Source organism: uncultured Serinicoccus sp., assembly GCF_947500995.1.
Taxonomy (GTDB): Bacteria; Actinomycetota; Actinomycetes; order Actinomycetales; family Dermatophilaceae; genus Ornithinicoccus.
The window spans coordinates 125759-142343 of sequence record NZ_CANMUA010000008.1; the positions used below are offsets into that span (position 1 = coordinate 125759).

At 72.0% G+C, this 16585-nt stretch carries 15 protein-coding genes; 5 read left to right on the plus strand and 10 right to left on the minus strand.

The genetic code is table 11. The features are described 5' to 3' along the window. The first annotated feature begins 87 nt into the window (after positions 1–87). Entirely contained in the window at positions 88–777 is a 690-nt protein-coding gene (locus tag Q0967_RS13315) for a response regulator transcription factor (RefSeq protein WP_298749997.1), read from the plus strand. Here the strand turns inward: Q0967_RS13315 and Q0967_RS13320 are convergent. After that, positions 762–2501: an alpha-amylase family glycosyl hydrolase gene (locus Q0967_RS13320; protein ID WP_298749999.1), complete on the minus strand. Its 1740-nt coding sequence runs from the start codon at positions 2499–2501 to the stop codon at positions 762–764. The genes Q0967_RS13315 and Q0967_RS13320 overlap by 16 nt on opposite strands. A gap of 99 nt (positions 2502–2600) precedes the next feature. Then, complete coding sequence (locus Q0967_RS13325; protein WP_298750002.1) at positions 2601–3392, minus strand: VOC family protein; 792 nt, start codon at positions 3390–3392, stop codon at positions 2601–2603. Positions 3393–3491: 99 nt separating this feature from the next. Here Q0967_RS13325 and Q0967_RS13330 point away from each other — a divergent pair, with 99 nt between their 5' ends. Beyond that, positions 3492–4763 (plus strand): multidrug effflux MFS transporter, encoded by a 1272-nt coding sequence (locus Q0967_RS13330; protein WP_298750004.1) that lies wholly within the window; start codon positions 3492–3494, stop codon positions 4761–4763. 6 nt (positions 4764–4769) lie between these two features. Here the strand turns inward: Q0967_RS13330 and Q0967_RS13335 are convergent, their stop codons facing one another. Genes Q0967_RS13335 through Q0967_RS13350 form a run of 4 tightly spaced genes read right to left on the minus strand, consistent with a single transcriptional unit; the run spans position 4770 to position 10325 of the window. Beyond that, positions 4770–5195, minus strand: coding sequence for a formate dehydrogenase subunit delta (locus Q0967_RS13335; protein WP_298750005.1), 426 nt, complete (start codon positions 5193–5195; stop codon positions 4770–4772). Continuing rightward, positions 5192–8305: a formate dehydrogenase subunit alpha gene (gene fdhF, locus Q0967_RS13340; RefSeq protein WP_298750007.1), complete on the minus strand. Its 3114-nt coding sequence runs from the start codon at positions 8303–8305 to the stop codon at positions 5192–5194. The genes Q0967_RS13335 and fdhF overlap by 4 nt, the downstream gene beginning before the upstream one ends. Continuing rightward, positions 8302–9846: an NADH-quinone oxidoreductase subunit NuoF gene (locus Q0967_RS13345; protein ID WP_298750009.1), complete on the minus strand. Its 1545-nt coding sequence runs from the start codon at positions 9844–9846 to the stop codon at positions 8302–8304. The genes fdhF and Q0967_RS13345 overlap by 4 nt, the downstream gene beginning before the upstream one ends. Then, complete coding sequence (locus Q0967_RS13350) at positions 9843–10325, minus strand: NAD(P)H-dependent oxidoreductase subunit E (RefSeq protein WP_298750011.1); 483 nt, start codon at positions 10323–10325, stop codon at positions 9843–9845. The genes Q0967_RS13345 and Q0967_RS13350 overlap by 4 nt, the downstream gene beginning before the upstream one ends. Positions 10326–10581: 256 nt before the next feature. Here Q0967_RS13350 and Q0967_RS13355 point away from each other — a divergent pair, with 256 nt between their 5' ends. Beyond that, positions 10582–11946, plus strand: coding sequence for an HNH endonuclease signature motif containing protein (locus tag Q0967_RS13355; protein WP_298750013.1), 1365 nt, complete (start codon positions 10582–10584; stop codon positions 11944–11946). A gap of 92 nt (positions 11947–12038) precedes the next feature. Here the strand turns inward: Q0967_RS13355 and Q0967_RS13360 are convergent, their stop codons facing one another. From Q0967_RS13360 to Q0967_RS13370, 3 genes are all read right to left on the minus strand, one after another. After that, the gene (locus Q0967_RS13360) at positions 12039–12590 is read right to left on the minus strand and encodes a DinB family protein (protein ID WP_298750015.1); all 552 of its coding nucleotides are present in this window, start codon (positions 12588–12590) and stop codon (positions 12039–12041) included. A 123-nt stretch (positions 12591–12713) separates the two neighbouring features. Then, a complete protein-coding gene (locus Q0967_RS13365; protein WP_298750018.1) occupies positions 12714–12914 on the minus strand; it encodes a hypothetical protein in 201 nt (66 codons plus the stop codon). Next, complete coding sequence (locus Q0967_RS13370) at positions 12911–13741, minus strand: MOSC domain-containing protein (protein WP_298750020.1); 831 nt, start codon at positions 13739–13741, stop codon at positions 12911–12913. Before Q0967_RS13370 ends, Q0967_RS13365 begins: the two co-directional genes overlap by 4 nt. Before the next feature lie 78 nt (positions 13742–13819). On the opposite strand from Q0967_RS13370, the gene Q0967_RS13375 reads away from it, so the two are divergent. Together Q0967_RS13375 and Q0967_RS13380 are read left to right on the plus strand one after the other, a co-directional pair. Further along, the gene (locus tag Q0967_RS13375) at positions 13820–15088 is read left to right on the plus strand and encodes an Nramp family divalent metal transporter (protein WP_298750021.1); all 1269 of its coding nucleotides are present in this window, start codon (positions 13820–13822) and stop codon (positions 15086–15088) included. A 119-nt stretch (positions 15089–15207) separates the two neighbouring features. Beyond that, positions 15208–15639, plus strand: a complete 432-nt coding sequence (locus Q0967_RS13380) for a pyridoxamine 5'-phosphate oxidase family protein (RefSeq protein WP_298750023.1) — start codon at positions 15208–15210, stop codon at positions 15637–15639. Here the strand turns inward: Q0967_RS13380 and Q0967_RS13385 are convergent. Then, complete coding sequence (locus tag Q0967_RS13385) at positions 15581–16495, minus strand: sulfite exporter TauE/SafE family protein (RefSeq protein WP_298750025.1); 915 nt, start codon at positions 16493–16495, stop codon at positions 15581–15583. The two genes, Q0967_RS13380 and Q0967_RS13385, sit on opposite strands and share 59 nt — an antisense overlap. Positions 16496–16585 lie beyond the last annotated feature (90 nt).

The following is a 16585-nucleotide window of genomic DNA, read 5'->3' on the forward strand; positions in this document are numbered from 1 at the left end:
CACTACATCCCAAAGGGTGGTTCTCGGGCCGCCGACCGAGGCGGTTCGGCGTGCCAGGCCCCCCTGCCCCCGCGTAAGGTGCGGGGCATGGCTGGGACAGAGCCGCTCCGCGTGGCCCTGATGAACGACTTCGAGGTGGTCGTCCGGGGCCTCCAGGCCATGCTCGAACCCTTCCAGCACCGGGTCTCGGTGGTCGAGCTGGGGGCTCAGTCGGAGGTCGAGCAGTCGGTCGACGTGACCCTCTACGACACCTTCTCCGAGCCGCAGGTCGACGGGGACGACTTCGACGAGGTGCTCGAGAGCGACGACCCGGGGGCTGTCGTCGTCTACACCTGGAACGTCGACCCGGCCCTCGTCGAGATCGCGCTCGCCAAGGGGTGCCGCGGCTACATCGGCAAGACGGTCAGCGGCGCCGAGCTGGTGGAGTGCCTGGAGCGGGTGGCCTCGGGGGAGGTCGTGGTCGAGCCGGCGACCAGCCGACTCCCGAACCCCGAGCCGCACTCCCCCGGCGACTGGCCGGGGCGGGTCGAGGGCCTGTCGGCGCGGGAGGCCGAGATCGTCACGCTCATCACGCAGGGGCTCACCAACAACGACATCGCGATGCGGACCTACTTGTCCATCAACTCGGTCAAGACCTACATCCGGACGGCCTACCGCAAGATGGGGGTGACCCGCCGGTCGCAGGCGGTCCGCTGGGGCCTCGAGCACGGGCTGACTCCCGACACGATGCGCCGGGACGTCGACGACGACGACACGTCGTCTCAGACCGGGGCGTAGACGACGACCGACCAGGGCCCGACGTCGAGGATCCCCTGACCGTCCTCGATGTCCATGGCCGGCGACTGGTGGTCCCCGAACAGCTGGCTGTAGGTCTGCGCGTCGCTGTTGAAGAGCACCTCCCACCGACCCCCCGGGAGCTCGACCGGATGCCGCACCGCCTGGGACGACAGGTTGGCCGCGACCAGGACGTGCTGGCCGTCGTCCGTGGAGCGCACGAACGCCAGCAGCTTGGTGTCGTCGTCGGCGACCACCACGGTGGTGCGGGCACCGGACAGGCCGGCGGTCGTGCCGTCCCGGTTGCGCCGCATCGCGATGAGGTCGCGGAACATCTGGGTGATGTCGCGGAACCCCCACGCGCGCTCCCAGTCCAGCGGGACGTCGTCGCGGAACCACTCGTCCTCCAGGAACTCCTGCCCCTGGAAGAGCATCGGCAGTCCGGGTGAGGTGAGGACGAGCGCCGCGCCGAGGGTGGCGCGCTTCTGGGCGTCCCACCCGCCGGGGTTGTCCCCCTGCACCTCGGAGGTGATGCGCGCCTTGCCGTTGGACACCTCGTCGTGGGACTCGGTGTAGATGACCCGGTCGAAGGCGTGGTGATAGGTATGCGTCACCGCCCGGGCCACCGCCTCGACCGACCGCTGCCCGTCGTCGCCGGCGATGAGCGCCTCGCGGACCGGGTGGACGAACTGGTTGTCCCACTGGGCGTGCATGGCCGCCCCGCCGGGCTCGGTCGAGGTGACGGCGGCGACGCCGTGCAGGTCCTCGGCGATGACGAGGTGGCGGGGGAACTCGGTGCGCACCATCTCCCCGATCCTGCGCATCATCTCCCAGCCCTCGGGGATCTCGTCACCGTGGGTGCCGTCGACGCGGCGCATGTAGGGCGTCATGTCCAGCCGCAGCCCGTCGGCGTGGAAGTCGCGCAGCCACATCCGGGCGTTGTCGAGGATGAAGTCGCGCACCTCGTGCCGCCCGTAGTCCGGGCGGGTGTCACCCCAGGGGGTCGCGCTGCGGTGGTCGTTGTAGAAGTAGATGCCGCCCTTGCCGTTCTCGGACCACCCGTCGAACTTCCAGGTCGGCAGGTCGCTGGGACCGAAGTGGTTGTAGACGACGTCGATGTAGACGGCGATGCCCCGGCGGTGCGCCTCCCGGACGAACGTCTTGAGGGCCTCGGGGCCCCCGTAGCTGGACTCGACGGCGAAGACGTGCGCCGGGTTGTATCCCCACGAGTAGTCTCCGGCGAACTCCATGAGCGGCATGAGCTCGATGGCGTTGACGCCCAGGCCCACGAGGTAGTCGAGCTTGCCCATGAGGTCACCGAGGTCAGCCGGGCGACCGTGGTCGGTGGCGACGAACGAGCCGATGTGCGTCTCGTAGACGACGGTCTCGTGCTGGCGGGGCGGGGTGAAGTCGTCGCCCTCCCAGTCGAAGGCACCGTGGTCGTAGAGCAGGCCGTTGCCGACCGAGCTGGTGACGGCGAGCGCCCGCGGGTCGATCCGATGGAAGGTCTGCTCACCGTTGGTCACCAGCAGCTGGTACTCCTGCCACATCCGCGCGCCCGGCACCTCGGCATACCAGTGGCCGTTGCCCTCGGACGCCATGCCGTGGGCCTCGGGGTCCCACCCGTTGAAGTCACCGACGACGCTGACGGCGGTGGCGTGCGGCGCCCACACGCGGAAGGCGTAGCCGCCCTCGATGGGGATGGCACCCATACCGGTGACGCTCACGAAGGCTCCTTGCTGCAGCTGGACACGACGAAGGGCGCAGGTGCTGTCCACCCCGCGCCCCGAGCTCGATCCTAGCCGCCGGGCAGGGAGCGTCGAGAGCTACGACGCCGGCTGCATGACCATGAAGACCCCTCCCTGGGGGTCGGACACCGTGGCCATCCGCCCGACCCCGGCCATGTCGTCGGGTCCGTGCACCAGCGCGCCACCCAGCTCCTTGACCCGGGCGATCGTGGCGTCGGCGTCGTCGGTGCTGAAGTAGACGGTCCAGTAGCTCGGGATCTCGTCGGGCACGTTCGGGGGCATCGCCATGAGGCCACCGAGACCGCCCTCGTCACCGCCGGAGATGACCCGGTAGGTGCCGTAGGGCATCGGCATGTCCTCGTAGGCCCACCCGAAGACCGCGGAGTAGAACGCCGACGCCGCCTCGAGGTCGCGGGTCATGAGCTCGTTCCAGGACCAGGTGCCGGGCTCGTTGCAGACCTCGGCGCCCCGGTGGGAGCCGGGCTGCCAGGCACTGACGACGGCGCCGGCCGGGTCGGCGTAGACGGCCATCCGGCCGACGTCCATGACGTCCATCGGCGGCAGCATCACCAGCCCGCCGGCCTGCTCGACCTTGCTCGTGGTGGCATCGACGTCGTCGGTCGCGACGTAGGTGCTCCAGGCTGGTGGCATCCCGGCCGCCGACATCTCCTCCGGCTGGCGGCCCAGGCCGGCCGCGACCTTGCCGTCGTGCAGGAAGTTGGTGTAGATCCAGGTGCCGTCGTCGTCATGGCTGTCCTGCGCGCTCCAGCCGAACAGCGAGGTGTAGAACTCCTTCGCCGCCTCGACGTCCGGGGCCATCAGGTCGATCCAGCAGGGGGTGCCTGCGGCATAGCTCTCACGGGTGGACATGGGTGCTCCTTCGCTCGTCTGCCACGTCCGGGGTGGACACTCTCGAATGTAGGACCGGCCACCGACACACGTCCACCGTCCCGCGGCTACCGTGAGGCGGTGACGTCCACCGACCGCGGCCCGCAGACCGGCGCCGCGGCATACCCCCGGCGCGCGACCCTGCTGGTCACGACGACGCTCGCCTCCCTGGCGATGATCGGCCCGTTCACCATCGACACGATCTTCCCCGGCTTCGAGGCGATCGGTCGTGACTTCGACGCCGACACCGCGGCGCTGCAGCAGATCACCAGCGTCTACCTGCTCAGCTTCGCGCTCATGAGCATCTTCCACGGGCCGGTCTCCGACGCGCTGGGGCGCAAGCCGGTGATGATCGGCGGGCTGGTGGGGTATGTCGTCGCCTCGGTCGCCTGCGCGCTCGCCCCGACGCTCACGGTGCTGCTGGTGGCGCGCGTCGTCCAGGGGCTGTTCGCCGGGGCCGCGACGATCGTCAGCCGTGCGGTCATCCGCGACCTCTTCTCCGGCGCCGAGGCGCAGAAGCTCATGGCGAGGGTCATGATGATCTTCGCCGTCGCCCCAGCCGTCGCGCCCGTCATCGGCGGCGAGATCCTGCGCTTCGGTCCGTGGCACTGGATCTTCTGGTTCGTCGCCGCCTACGGCATGGGGGCGGCCGTGCTCACCGCCGTCGTGCTGCCCGAGACCCACCCGAAGGAGCGGCGAAGCCCGCTGCGGGTGGGAGCGGTGCTGCGGTCGCTGGGCCACGTCGCGCGGTCCGGCCGGTTCCAGCGGCTGGCGTTCTCCTCGGCCTTCGTCTTCGCCTCCTACTTCCTCTACGTCGTGGCCGCGCCGATCGTGGTCGTCGACCTGCTGGGCCGCGGCGAGCAGGACTTCTGGATGCTCTTCGTCCCGATGATCGGCGGCATGGTCACCGGGTCGATGCTGACCAACCGGTTGGCCGGCCGGGTGGAGGGGCCCCGCATGGTGGACGTCACCATGGTCGGCCTCGTGGTGGCGGTAACTGTCAACGTGCTGCTGTGCGCGGTGGCGCCGACACTGCCGTGGGCGGTGCTCGGGCCGGCCGCCATGGGGGTGGCGATCGGGGTGGCCTTCCCGGTGCAGCAGCTGGCCATGCTCGACCTCTTCCCCGAGGCGAGGGGCGCGGCGGCGTCCATGGCCTCGTTCGCGGCGCTCGTCTTCAACGCCCTGCTGGCCGGGGTCATCAGCCCGCTGGTCACCGGCACGCTGCTCACGACAGCGCTGACCAGCGCGCTCTTCGCGGTGGTGGGGGCGGCCCTGTGGGTGTGGCACCGTCGCGCCACCTCGGCCGGGGAGGCCGCACCGCAGGCCCGTGGAGCCGGGGCCGACGCGGCCTGAGGAGGGTCAGCCGCCGGAGGGCTCGGCGACCTCGGCGCGGTCGATCTCGCCCTGGCGGTAGAGCTCGACCCCTGCCCGCAGCAGGTCGTCCATCGGCTCGCCGGCCTCGACCCGCCCGACGATGGAAGACCGCATGCGCGGGTCCCAGAACTTGCGGATGTGCGTGGCGATCTCCTCGGCGGCCCGCTGCGGCGGGTGGTGCGCCATGGCCCGGGCGATGTCCTCACCCATCCGGATCTCGGCGGGCAGCCGCTGGCGGGCCTGCGCGTCCGCGGCCTCTCCCGTCGGCGGACCCTGGGTCGGGGCCGGGTCGGCGTCGGTCGGGGCGTCGAGGTCCGGCTCGTCGGGCGCCGGTCGGCCGTCGGGCAGGCCGCCCGAGGGTTCCTGCGGACGCGCCCGCTGCCCCGACGGGTCCGTCCCGCCCCGGGTCATCGGCGGGTCCCGACGACCTCGACCGCGGGGTCGAGAGTGTCGTGCCCGTCGCTGACCTGCTCGGCGCCCTCCCGGTCGCGCCCGGCGTTGGCGACACCGACCTGGACGGCGGTGACCTTGTACTCCGGGCAGTTGGTGGCCCAGTCGGAGTTCTCGGTGGTCACGACGTTGGCCCCGGTGACCGGGTGGTGGAAGGTCGTGTAGACGACCCCGGGCTGCATCCGGGTCGACACGAGGGCGGTGAGGGTGGTGGTCCCCACCCGGCTGGAGAGCTCGACCCGGTCGCCGCTGCGGATCCCCCGCACCTCGGCGTCCGCGGGGTGCAGCTCGAGGACGTCCTCGGGGTGCCAGGTCGAGTTGGCGGTCCGACGGGTCTGGGCGCCGACGTTGTACTGGGTGAGGATCCGCCCCGTCGTCAGGACGAGCGGGAACCGTCGGTTGGTCGTCTCGGTCGTCGGCACGAAGACGGTGGGGATGAGCTTGCCCTTGCCCCGGACGAACTCGTCCACGTGCATCGTGGGGGTGCCATGCGGCGCCCGGTCGTTGACCGGCCACTGCATCGAGCCCTCGGCGTCGAGCCGCGCGAAGCTGACCCCCGCGAAGGTGGGCGTCGTGGCGGCGATCTCGTCCATGATCTCCGAGGCGGAGGCATACCCCATCGGGTAGCCCATCGCCGTGGCGATGTCGCAGACCACCTGCCACTCGTCCTTGCCGACCCGGCTCGGCATGACCGGCCGCACCCGGCCGAGGCGGCGCTCGGCGTTGGTGAAGGTGCCGTCCTTCTCCAGGAAGCTGCTGCCGGGCAGGAAGACGTGGGCGTAGCGCGCGGTCTCGTTGAGGAAGAGGTCCTGGACCACCACCATCTCCATGCTGGTCAGCGCCGCGCGCACGTGCCGCAGGTTGGGGTCGGACTGGGCGATGTCCTCGCCGTGGACGAACAGCCCCTTGAAGCTGCCGCCGATGGCGGCGTCGAACATGTTGGGGATCCGCAGCCCCGGCTCGGGGTCGAGGGTGACGCCCCACAGGTCCTCGTAGATCGCCCGGACGTCCGGCAGCGAGATGTGCCGGTAGCCCGGCAGCTCGTGCGGGAAGGAGCCCATGTCGCAGCTGCCCTGCACGTTGTTCTGGCCGCGCAGCGGGTTGACACCGACGCCGGGCCGACCGATGTTGCCGGTGACCATGGCGAGGTTGGCCATGCCCATGACCATCGTCGAGCCCTGGCTGTGCTCGGTCACCCCGAGGCCGTAGTAGATCGAGCCGTTGGGCGCGGCGGCGTAGAGCCGCGCCGCCTCGCGCACCTCTTCCGGGTCCAGACCGGTCGCCTCCGCGGTGGCCTCCGGCGAGTTCTCCGGCGACCGGATGAAGTCGAGGTATGCCTCGACGTCCTCGCAGCGCTCCTCCAGGAACCCCTTGTCGTGCAGCCCCTCGGTGACGATCGTGTGGGCCATCGCGTTGACGAAGGCGACGTTGGAGCCGGGCAGCAGCGGGAGGTGGTGCGCCGCCTCGACGTGCGGGGAGCGGACGAGGGCGATCTCCCGTGGGTCGGCGACGATGATCTGCGCCCCCTCGCGCAGCCGCTGCTTCATCCGCGAGGCGAAGACCGGGTGCGCGTCGGTGGGGTTGGCACCGATGAGCAGGACCACGTCGGTGTCCTCGACCGAGGCGAAGTCCTGGGTGCCCGCGGAGGTGCCGAAGGTCTGGTTGAGGCCGTAGCCGGTGGGGCTGTGGCAGACCCGTGCGCAGGTGTCGACGTTGTTGTTGCCGAAGGCCGCGCGCACCATCTTCTGGACGACGTAGACCTCCTCGTTGGTGCACCGGCTGGAGGAGATGCCCCCGATCGAGCCGACCCCGTGCCGCTCCTGGATCTCCCGGAAGCCCTGCGCCACCCGCGAGATCGCCTCCTCCCAGGAGACCGCGCGCCACTCGTCCTCGATGGAGTCGCGGACCATGGGCGAGAGCTGGCGGTCCTCGTGGTCGGTGTAGCCGTAGGCGAACCGCCCCTTGACGCAGGAGTGGCCCTCGTTGGCCTTGCCCGCCTTGAGCGGCATCATGCGGACGACCTGGGTCCGGGTCTGCCCCGTCTGCTCGTCCCGGGTGTCGGTGACCTCGGCACGGAAGGAGCACCCGACCCCGCAGTAGGCGCACGTGGTCTCGACGGTGCGCTTCGGCATACCGAGGCTGACCACGGACTTCTCGGTGAGCGCGTCGGTCGGGCAGGCCTGCACGCAGGCGCCGCAGGAGACGCACTCGGAGCCGAGGAAGTCGGTGGGCCCCGGCACGATGCGGGAGGCCAGGCCACGGCCCTCGACCGTGAGCGCGAAGGTGCCCTGGATGTCGGAGCACGCGCGCACGCAGCGTGAGCACGCGATGCAGGCGTCCGGGGTGTAGTCGAAGTAGGGGTTGGAGGTGTCGACCGGGCCGCGACCCAGGACCGGGCCGTGACCGGCGCTGACCCGCTCGCCGGTGCCCCCGGCGGGGTCCTCCTCCTGGACCCCCCCGGACGGGGCCTCCGCCCGCGTGCGCAGTGCGGGGGACCCGTCCCTCCGGGGGGTGGGAAGACCGTAGCGCACCTCCGCGACCCCTGCCTGGTGAGCGAGCGCGGCGATCTGACAGCTGCCGCGGGAGCACCCGGCGCAGTCGGTCGGGTGGTCGGAGAGGTAGAGCTCCATCACCCCCCGCCGGACCCGCCGGACCTCCTCCGTCTGGGTGCGGACCACGGCTCCGTCGGTGCAGGGGGTGGTGCAGGAGGCGGGCGTGCCCTTGCCGCCCTCCACCTCGACGAGGCACAGACGGCAGGAGCCGAAGGCCTTGAGCGAGTCGGTGGCGCACAGGCTCGGGACCTGGATGCCGGCCTCGCGGGCGGCCCGCATCACCGAGGTGCCCTCGGGCACGGTGACCTCGCGGTCGTCGATGGTGAGGGTGACGGTCGTCCCGCTGCGCACCTGCGGGGTGCCGAAGTCGGGCTCGGGCAGGTATGCCGCGCCCGTCGCCCCGTCGGTGGCGCCGGCCGCACCGGGGGTGACCCCCGGCATACCGGCGCCGTCGCCGTCGCGGCTGGCCCGGCCGAGCTGGCTGGCGACCTGCTCGGCGGTGGGGATGATGGCGGTCATCGTGGGCTCCCTCCGAAGTCCTCCGGGAAGTGGGTGAGGGCGCTGCGGACCGGGACGGGCGTGAGGCCGCCCATGGCGCACAGCGAGCCGGTGGTCATCGTGGCGCAGAGGTCCTCGAGGAGCACGAAGAGCTGGTCGCGTCCCTCGGCGCCGGCGGGGGTGCTGGTGATCCGGTCGATCGTCTCGACGCCGCGGGTGGAACCGATGCGGCACGGCGTGCACTTGCCGCACGACTCGACCGAGCAGAACTCCATGGCGAAGCGGGCCATCCGGGCCATGTCGACGGTGTCGTCGAAGACGACGAGGCCACCGTGGCCGAGCATGCCACCGGCCTCGGCGAGCTCCTCGTAGCCCATGGGGACGTCCAACCGGTCGGCCGGGAGGTAGGCGCCCAGCGGACCGCCCACCTGGACCGCACGGACCGGACGGCCGGTGCGGGTGCCGCCCCCGATGTCCTCAACGAGCTCGCGCAGGGTGATGCCGAGCGGTGCCTCGTAGACACCGCCACGGGCGATGTTGCCGGCGAGCTGGAAGACCTGCGTGCCGCGCGAGCGGCCGACACCGCGGGCGGCGTAGGCCTCGCCGCCGTCGGCGAGGATCATCGGGATCGCGGCGAAGGAGAGCAGGTTGTTGACGACCGTCGGGCTGTCCCACAGGCCGTGCAGGGCCGGGATCGGCGGCTTGGCGCGGACCTCGCCGCGGCGGCCCTCGAGGGACTCCAGCATGGAGGTCTCCTCGCCGCAGATGTAGGCGCCGGCACCGACCCGCACCTGCAGCCGGAAGGACCGGCCGCTGCCGGCGACGTCGTCACCGAGGTAGCCGTGCTCGGCGGCCACCGCGATGGCGTCGCGCAACCGGGCGATCGCGTCGGGATACTCGCTCCGGCAGTAGATGTAGCCCTCGGTGGCGCCCACGGTGACCGCGGCGATGGTCATGCCCTCGACGAGGGTGAACGGGTCGCCCTCGGCCAGGATGCGGTCGGCGAAGGTGCCCGAGTCCCCCTCGTCGAGGTTGCAGGCGACGAACGCCTGATCGGCACCGCCGTCACGCGCCTGCAGGACGGTGCGCCACTTGATGCCTGTGGGGAATCCTGCCCCGCCTCGGCCGCGCAGCCCGGAGGCCACCACCTCCTCCACGACGTCGGCCGGGTCCAACTCGACCGCCCGGCGCAGCCCGGCCCACCCGCCCTGGGCCTCGTAGGCGTGGATGTCGGTCGGCTCGGCCACCCCGATGCGCGCGAGGCTCACCCGGTCCTGGGCCGTGAGCCACGGGTCCTCGTCGACCACACCGATGCAGGTCTCGTGGTCGGCACCGGAGAGCATGCCGGCCTCGAGGAGGGCAGGTATGTCGTCGGCCGCGACGGTGGCGTAGCCGACCCGGCCGCGGTCGGTCTCGACCTCGACGAGCGGCTCGCGCCAGAGCATGCCCCGGGTGCCGTTGCGACGGACGCTCACCCCTTCGACCTCGGCGAGGGCGGCGGCCACCTCGTCGGCACCGACGGCGCGGGCCGAGGAGTCGGAGGGGACCCAGACGGTGGTCATCGGGACCAGCCTGACTCCGCGGTGGCGAGGTCGTCGACGGTCACGCGGCCCCGGAGCCGGCCGTCGATGCTGGCGCTAGGCCCCAGGGCGCAGTTGCCGAAGCAGAAGACCTCCCGGACCTCGACGTCCTCGCGGTGGGCGAAGCGCTCCTCGGCCGCGGCCCAGAGCTCAGCGGCCCCCACGGCCTGGCACGCCTCGGCGCGGCAGACGTGGACCTCATGGTCGGCCGCCGGACGGCGCCGGAAGTCGTGGTAGAAGCTGACGGTGCCGTGCACCTCGGCCACCGACAGGTTGAGGAGGTCGGCGATCTCCATGACGTCCTCGTCGGCGATGTAGCCGTGCTCGGCCTGGACGGCGTGGAGGATCTCCAGGAGCGGCCCGCGCTCCCCGGCATGGCGCTGCGAGATCTCCCGGGTCATCTCGGCCCGGGCCGACCTGGGGGTCAGCTCTTCGGTCTGCTGCCGACCTGCACGCGCCACGTCGCGCCTCCCGTCATTGGGTGATACGGCTCACTGTACGACGACGGACCGACAGTGGGCACGACCTCGATGTCGTCGCGTGCACGCCGTGCGCCGGGTCCCGGTCTGCGTCGGGGCGACCATCCGGGCCGCGGAGGGTTCTCGGGCGGGGTCGCCGCAGGTCAGCGGGTATGTCGGTGGTGGCTGGTTGAGTGGGTTCATGGAGAGGCGAGGGGGAGGGCAGCCGGGCCGGCAGGACGCGTGTTCGGCCTCCGTGGTGAGCACCGCCGGCGGGGGCGGGGCTGGTGAGGTCGACGAGGGCCCGTTGGACGAGATCGACCGGTTGGACGCGGTGGCGTACGAGGCGTTCATGGCCGAGGTCTACGACCTGCTGGAGGGGCGGGGTCGGGACCTGCCGGCGCGGGAGCTGCACGATGGTCTGGTCCAGGCGCGGTCCGCGCTGGGGCGGGCGGCCCTTCGCGCCGAGGAGGCCGTGACCGTCCTGGACGACGCCCTGGTGGACGCGATCGAGTCGGTCGGGAGGCTCGCCACGCAGCTGGGGGCGGTGGGGTTCACGTTGGCGCGGGAGGCCGCGGCCCGGGGCCTGCACCAGGACCTCGCGCTGTCGCTGACGGACTGGTTGCGGGCGCGGTGCCCGTGGCTGAGCACGCAGGACGCCGCGCAGATCACCGATGTCGTGCGGGCGTGCGAGTCGCCCGCCACGGCGCAGATCGGGGACGCCGTCCGCGACGGGAGCGTGCCGGTGCACCGGGCGGCGCTGGTCGCCCGGACGATGAGACGGCTGGAGGGCTCGCTCGACATCGACCAGCGGGAGGCCTACGCGCGGATCGCGACCCGGGCCGCCGCGCGCCGCGACCTGCCGGACAAGGACCTGGCCCGGGTCTGCCACCAGCTCGTCGAGGACCTCCTCCACGAGGCGAGGCCGGGTGAGCTCGAGCGGACCGCCCACGAGCTGCGCTCGGTCACCACCCGCAGGGTCGGCCCCGGGCTGACCCGGGTCACGATCGATGCCCCCGACGGCGTCGCCGCCACGATCAACGGCGTGCTCACCTCGGCCCTGGCCGCCCCCGCCCCGGTCAAGGACGCGCAGGGCCAGGTCCTTGAGCCGGACACGAGGACACCCGCCCAGCGACGCTTCGACGCGCTGGCCACCACCATCCACAGGGGGATCGGCAACCCGGGGGCACCGCCCTCGACGGCACGGGCCACGGTCCTGCTGGTGATCCCCTTCGACCCCGAGCGTGGGGTGCCCTCCGGTCCGGCCACGACGGCCACAGGTGACTACGTGCCGCCCCGGCAGGCCGGCGAGCTCGCCTGCAGTGCCGACGTGACACCGGTGTGGCTGTCCGCCGACGGCGCTCCGCTCGCGATGGGTCGCGACGCCCGCTACGCCACCCCGGCGCAGTGGAAAGCCCTGGCCGTCCGGGACCAGGGCTGCTCGTTCCCCGGCTGCAGCGCCCTTCCGCAGTGGTGCGACAGCCACCACGTCGATCACTGGGCCCGAGGTGGTCAGACCGACGTGGACCGGATGACCCTGCTGTGCGGGCGACACCACACCCACGTCCACCAGCACGACCTCACCGCCACCGTCACCGGCGGCTCCGTCACCTGGCACCTCTGACGATCCCGCCCCGCAGCCGACCCCCGCGGCCGGCAGCGACAGCATGTCCGGCGACACGCCCAGTGCTCATCAGCCACGCGGTGCCCGACCCCTCACCCCATGGTGCGCTGCCCGTCGATCGCTTCCCGGATGATGTCGGCGTGCCCGGCGTGCTGGGCGATCTCCGCGAGCATGTGCAGCGCCACCCGGCGCACCGACCACGACGCCCCCTCCTCGAACCATGGGGCCTGCGGCAGCGGGTGAGTCGCGTCGAGGTCCGCCTCCTCCAGGATCCGCGAGGTCTCCCGGCCCACGGCCAGGACGCGCTCCCTGAGCACCGGCATCGTCTCGGCCTCGCCGACCTCGAAGCGGGTGTCCTCCCACTCACCCCAGTCCTCCCCCTGGGCGGCCGCGGCGTCGACCGCCTCCCAGTCGACGTCCTGCTCGTAGACGCTGCCGAAGGCCTCGGCACCGCGCAGGGCGAACTGCATCCACTCCTCCTCGGTGTCCGCGACGTGCTTGAGGATGGAGGCGATCGTCAGCGCGCTGACCGTGCTCGCCGTCCGCGCCTGGGCCTCGCTCAGCCCGTCTGCCGTCTGCAGGAGGAAGCCTCGGTGCCGGTCCAGAGAGTCGATGAGGTCGTGGCGTTCGGCGTTCGGTGCCATGGAACGCAATCTAGGACTTCTCGGGGCAGATGACCACGGGTGGAGCGGTGACCGCGCCGCTGTGACGGCGGCGCTCGACGCCGCTCTCCTGCATGCCGCTCCTCCGAGCAGGCTATGGCCAGGTCAGCCGCGGAGCGGCCTCGGTGGCCCGTCTGGTTCGAGCATCTCAGGAGGCCTCGTGAGCAGCAGCGCGGCGGACGCTCCCCCGACCAGTCCGGAGGCGGTGGCGCGGGACGCGACGTGGTCGTCCACGACCACCCACAGGACACCGAGCACCACCAGTGCCGCGTAGAGCCACGTCGCCCAGATGACCTCCGACCTCATCGCCCCTCCGTCGACTCCGGCACGAGCTCGTCCCCGAGGGCGACCCTCCCCCGCCCGCCGGTCAGCCCCACGGGCACCAGCCGGATGCCGAACCACGTGGTGCCGTCCCACCTGCGGTGCCGGGCCAGGGTGCGGATCGGCTCCTTGCCCGTCTCCAGCGTCTGGGTGTCGATCTGCGTCATGACGCACCGGTCGCACAGCTCGGTCCGGCGGTAGCGGACCTCGCCGACCGTGACGAACTCCCAGGTGTCCTCGGCGAACGGCTCGAGATCGCCGCCGACGACGACATTGGGGCGGAAGCGGCCCATCGGGACCGGTTCGCCCCCGCCCTCGATGATCCAGTCGTCCAACCGGCGCAGCGACGCCTCGGTCGTGAGCAGCAGCGGCCCGGTGTCGGCGAGCGACACCGACTCGCCCTCCTGGCCGCCGTGCGCACCGGAGATCCGGCGGACGGTCGGGTCCTCCTGCCACACCAGGCGCAGCCCTCGGCCCGCCTTGGCGGTGACCCACTCGCTCACGTCCTGGTCGGCCGGCGGCGCGAACCCCTGCCGCGAGTGGCCGACCGGGACCGGGGGCACCCCGAGCGGGGTCTCCACGAGGATGGAGTCGCCGTCCCGCGCCGTGATCCGGATGGTCTCCTCGTCCACGGTCGTCGCGGTCAGCCCCAGCAGCTCGTGGCACTCACGGGCGGTCACCGGGAAGCCGTCCGGCCCCACGACACCCCAGCGCCGGTCCCCCTCCAGCCCCCACGGCTCGACCACGGACTCGCCCACCGACTCCCCGCCGAAGGACTTCACGGGATACCTCCACAGCTCGCTCACGCGCATACCTCAGCGTGTCACGACACCCCCGACCCCGCGCGGGAACGCCACGGCCCCGCCCCCCGCCTCGTGTAGACAGGACCCATGACATCGCCGTCGCAGACCACCAAGAGCTCGCGGGCGGGCTGGAGCCTCGTCGGTCCGGGCCTCATCGTCGCCGCCACGGGCGTGGGCGCCGCCGACCTCGTCGCCACCGTCATCGCGGGGCAGCGCTTCGGCTACGCCCTGCTCTGGGCGGTCGTCGTCGGCTGTCTGCTCAAGGTGGTCCTCGTCGAGGGCGCCGGCCGCTACTCCCTCGCGACCGGCAACACGATCTACGAGGGGTGGGCCACCCTCGGCAGGTGGACGAGCTGGTACTTCGCCCCCTACATCGTCATCTGGGGCTTCGTCTACGGCGCCGCCGCGATGGCCGGCACCGGCCTGCCGCTGCACAGCCTCTTCCCGTGGCTCTCGGTCACCGGCTGGGGTGTCCTCTCCGGCCTCATCGGCGCGGCACTCGTGTGGTTCGGCCGGTATGCCTTCTTCGAGAAGCTCTGCGCGGCACTGGTGGGCATCATGTTCGTGACGATGTTCCTGGCCGCGCTGCTCACCCTCCCCAACATCCCCGAGCTCATCGCCGGCCTGGTCCCGCGGATCCCCGAGGGGGGCCTCGTCAACGTCCTGTCCGTCGCGGGTGGTGTGGGCGGCACCATCACGCTCGCGGCCTACGGCTACTGGATCCGGGAGAAGGGCTGGACCACCCCCGGCCACATGCGGGTCATGCGCCTGGACAACACCGTCGCCTACACCGTCACCGGCATCTTCGTCATCTCCACGCTCATCGTCGGAGCCGAGCTGCTCTACTCCGCCGGCATCGCGGTCGAGACCGGGGACGAGGGTCTGCTCGACCTCTCCGAGGTCCTGCGCGACCGGTATGGCACGTGGGCCGGCACGGTCTTCCTCGTCGGCTTCTGGGCAGCCGCCATGAGCTCCCTGGTGGGCGTGTGGAACGGCGTGTCGATGATGTTCGCCGACTTCGTCGGCCACGCCCGCAAGCTCCCCAAGGACCACCCGAGCACCCGGCTGGGCGGCACCTGGTACCGCGCCTACATCCTCTGGCTGACCTTCCCGCCCATGATCATGCTCTTCCTGGGGCAGCCGGTGTGGCTCATCCTGGCCTACGGCGTGCTCGGGGCGTTCTTCATGCCCTTCCTCGCCGTCACCCTGCTGTGGATCCTCAACACCTCGCGGACCCCGCAGGAGTGGCGCAACGGGCCGGTCGTCAACGTCCTCATGGGCATCTGCGCGCTGCTCTTCGCCTGGCTGGCCCTCACCCAGGTGCAGGGCGCGCTCGAGCGCGCGTTCGGCGGCTGAGGCGTCCACGGCGGGGCGTGCCGCGAACCGGCCGGAGGTCACGCCCCGGGCCGCACACCCGACGTTGTACGACCCGATGTAGTAGCATAGAGGCACGCCCTCGACGACAGGAGCAGCCCATGAGCGACTCGCCCACGACCACCCTCTCGGAGCGGCAGTGCTGGGACCTCCTCGCCTCACAGGAGTTCGGCCGACTGGCGTACCACCTCAGCGACGAGGTGCACATCGCCCCGGTGAACTACGCCGTCGACCGCGACCGTCTCGTCTTCCGTACCGCCGAGGGCTCCAAGCTCCTCGGCGTGGTGATGGACTCCGACGTCGCCTTCGAGATCGACCAGGTCGACGACGACGCGGAGACCGCCTGGAGCGTCGTCGCCCGCGGCACCGCCGGCGTCCTCGAGGGCCAGGAGGCCCGCGAGGTCGACAACCTGCGGCTGCGGCCCTGGGTCGGCACCGAGAAGTTCAACGTCGTCGCCATCACCATCACCGAGGTCAGCGGGCGGAAGTTCGCTCTGAGCCGTCCGTGGCGACACCTGCGGCGGCACGGCTGAGCCGGAGCGCCGCCACGACGGAGCTCAGGGCGCCCAGCCAGACCGCGACGATCACGGCATACACCAGCGAGCGGGTGACGTCGCCGGCGTCGACGAGCTCGGCGCGCAGGAGGGTCCGGGCGTTGGTGAGCACGATGAGCCCGCCGACCCCGACGCCGAGCAGCCGCGGGGGGATGACCCGCACCAGCCAGGCGGCGATGGGCGCCGCGACCACCCCGCCGGCGAGCAGCGCCAGGACCCACGTGAGGTTGATCCCCTGGTGACCCAGGCCGACCAGGAAGCCCAGGCTGGCGGCCACCGCGACGAGGAACTCCGAGGCGCTGATCGAGCCGACGACCCGGCGCGGCTCCATCCGGCCGCTGGCGAGCAGGGCAGGGGTGCCCACCGGCCCCCAGCCCCCGCCGCCGGTGGCGTCCAGGAAGCCGGCGAACAGGCCCAGCGGGGCGAGGAAACGGCGCCGCAGCGGCTGACCGATGCGGTCCGTGCGCATGCCGGTGCGCGTGAACCGGGCGAGCAGGTAGACCCCGAGGACCAGCAGGATCGTGGCGGTGATCGGCCGGGCGACCTCGGCGTCGATCGAGCTCAGCACGGTGGCCCCGAGGAAGGCGCCGACCGCCCCCGGCACCCCCACCCGCCAGACGACCGTCCAGTCGACGTTGCCGAACTTCCAGTGCGAGGCGCCGGAGGCCAGCGTCGTCCCGATCTCGGCCAGGTGGACCGTCGCGGAGGCCGCCGCCGGGTTGGTGCCGAGCATGAGCAGCAGCGTGGTCGTCGTCACGCCGTAGGCCATGCCGAGGCCGCCGTCGACGAGCTGGGCCGCGAGGCCCACGAGGGCGAGCAGGATGAGTTGACGCATGAGCCCCTCCTGAGGGGGTGAGAGCCACGGGACCGGTCGAGACCGACCGGAGTATTCCTCCTAATCCTGTCGGGTCACTAGGATTAATGT

Coding starts and splice junctions, on each gene's coding strand:
- Q0967_RS13315 (WP_298749997.1), top strand. CDS start 88: ATGGCTGGGACAGAGCCGCTCCGCGTGGCCCTGATGAACGACTTCGAG.
- Q0967_RS13325 (WP_298750002.1), bottom strand. CDS start 3,392: ATGTCCACCCGTGAGAGCTATGCCGCAGGCACCCCCTGCTGGATCGAC.
- Q0967_RS13335 (WP_298750005.1), bottom strand. CDS start 5,195: ATGACCCGGGGCGGGACGGACCCGTCGGGGCAGCGGGCGCGTCCGCAG.
- fdhF (WP_298750007.1), bottom strand. CDS start 8,305: ATGACCGCCATCATCCCCACCGCCGAGCAGGTCGCCAGCCAGCTCGGC.
- Q0967_RS13345 (WP_298750009.1), bottom strand. CDS start 9,846: ATGACCACCGTCTGGGTCCCCTCCGACTCCTCGGCCCGCGCCGTCGGT.
- Q0967_RS13360 (WP_298750015.1), bottom strand. CDS start 12,590: ATGGCACCGAACGCCGAACGCCACGACCTCATCGACTCTCTGGACCGG.
- Q0967_RS13365 (WP_298750018.1), bottom strand. CDS start 12,914: ATGAGGTCGGAGGTCATCTGGGCGACGTGGCTCTACGCGGCACTGGTG.
- Q0967_RS13370 (WP_298750020.1), bottom strand. CDS start 13,741: ATGCGCGTGAGCGAGCTGTGGAGGTATCCCGTGAAGTCCTTCGGCGGG.
- Q0967_RS13375 (WP_298750021.1), top strand. CDS start 13,820: ATGACATCGCCGTCGCAGACCACCAAGAGCTCGCGGGCGGGCTGGAGC.
- Q0967_RS13380 (WP_298750023.1), top strand. CDS start 15,208: ATGAGCGACTCGCCCACGACCACCCTCTCGGAGCGGCAGTGCTGGGAC.
- Q0967_RS13385 (WP_298750025.1), bottom strand. CDS start 16,495: ATGCGTCAACTCATCCTGCTCGCCCTCGTGGGCCTCGCGGCCCAGCTC.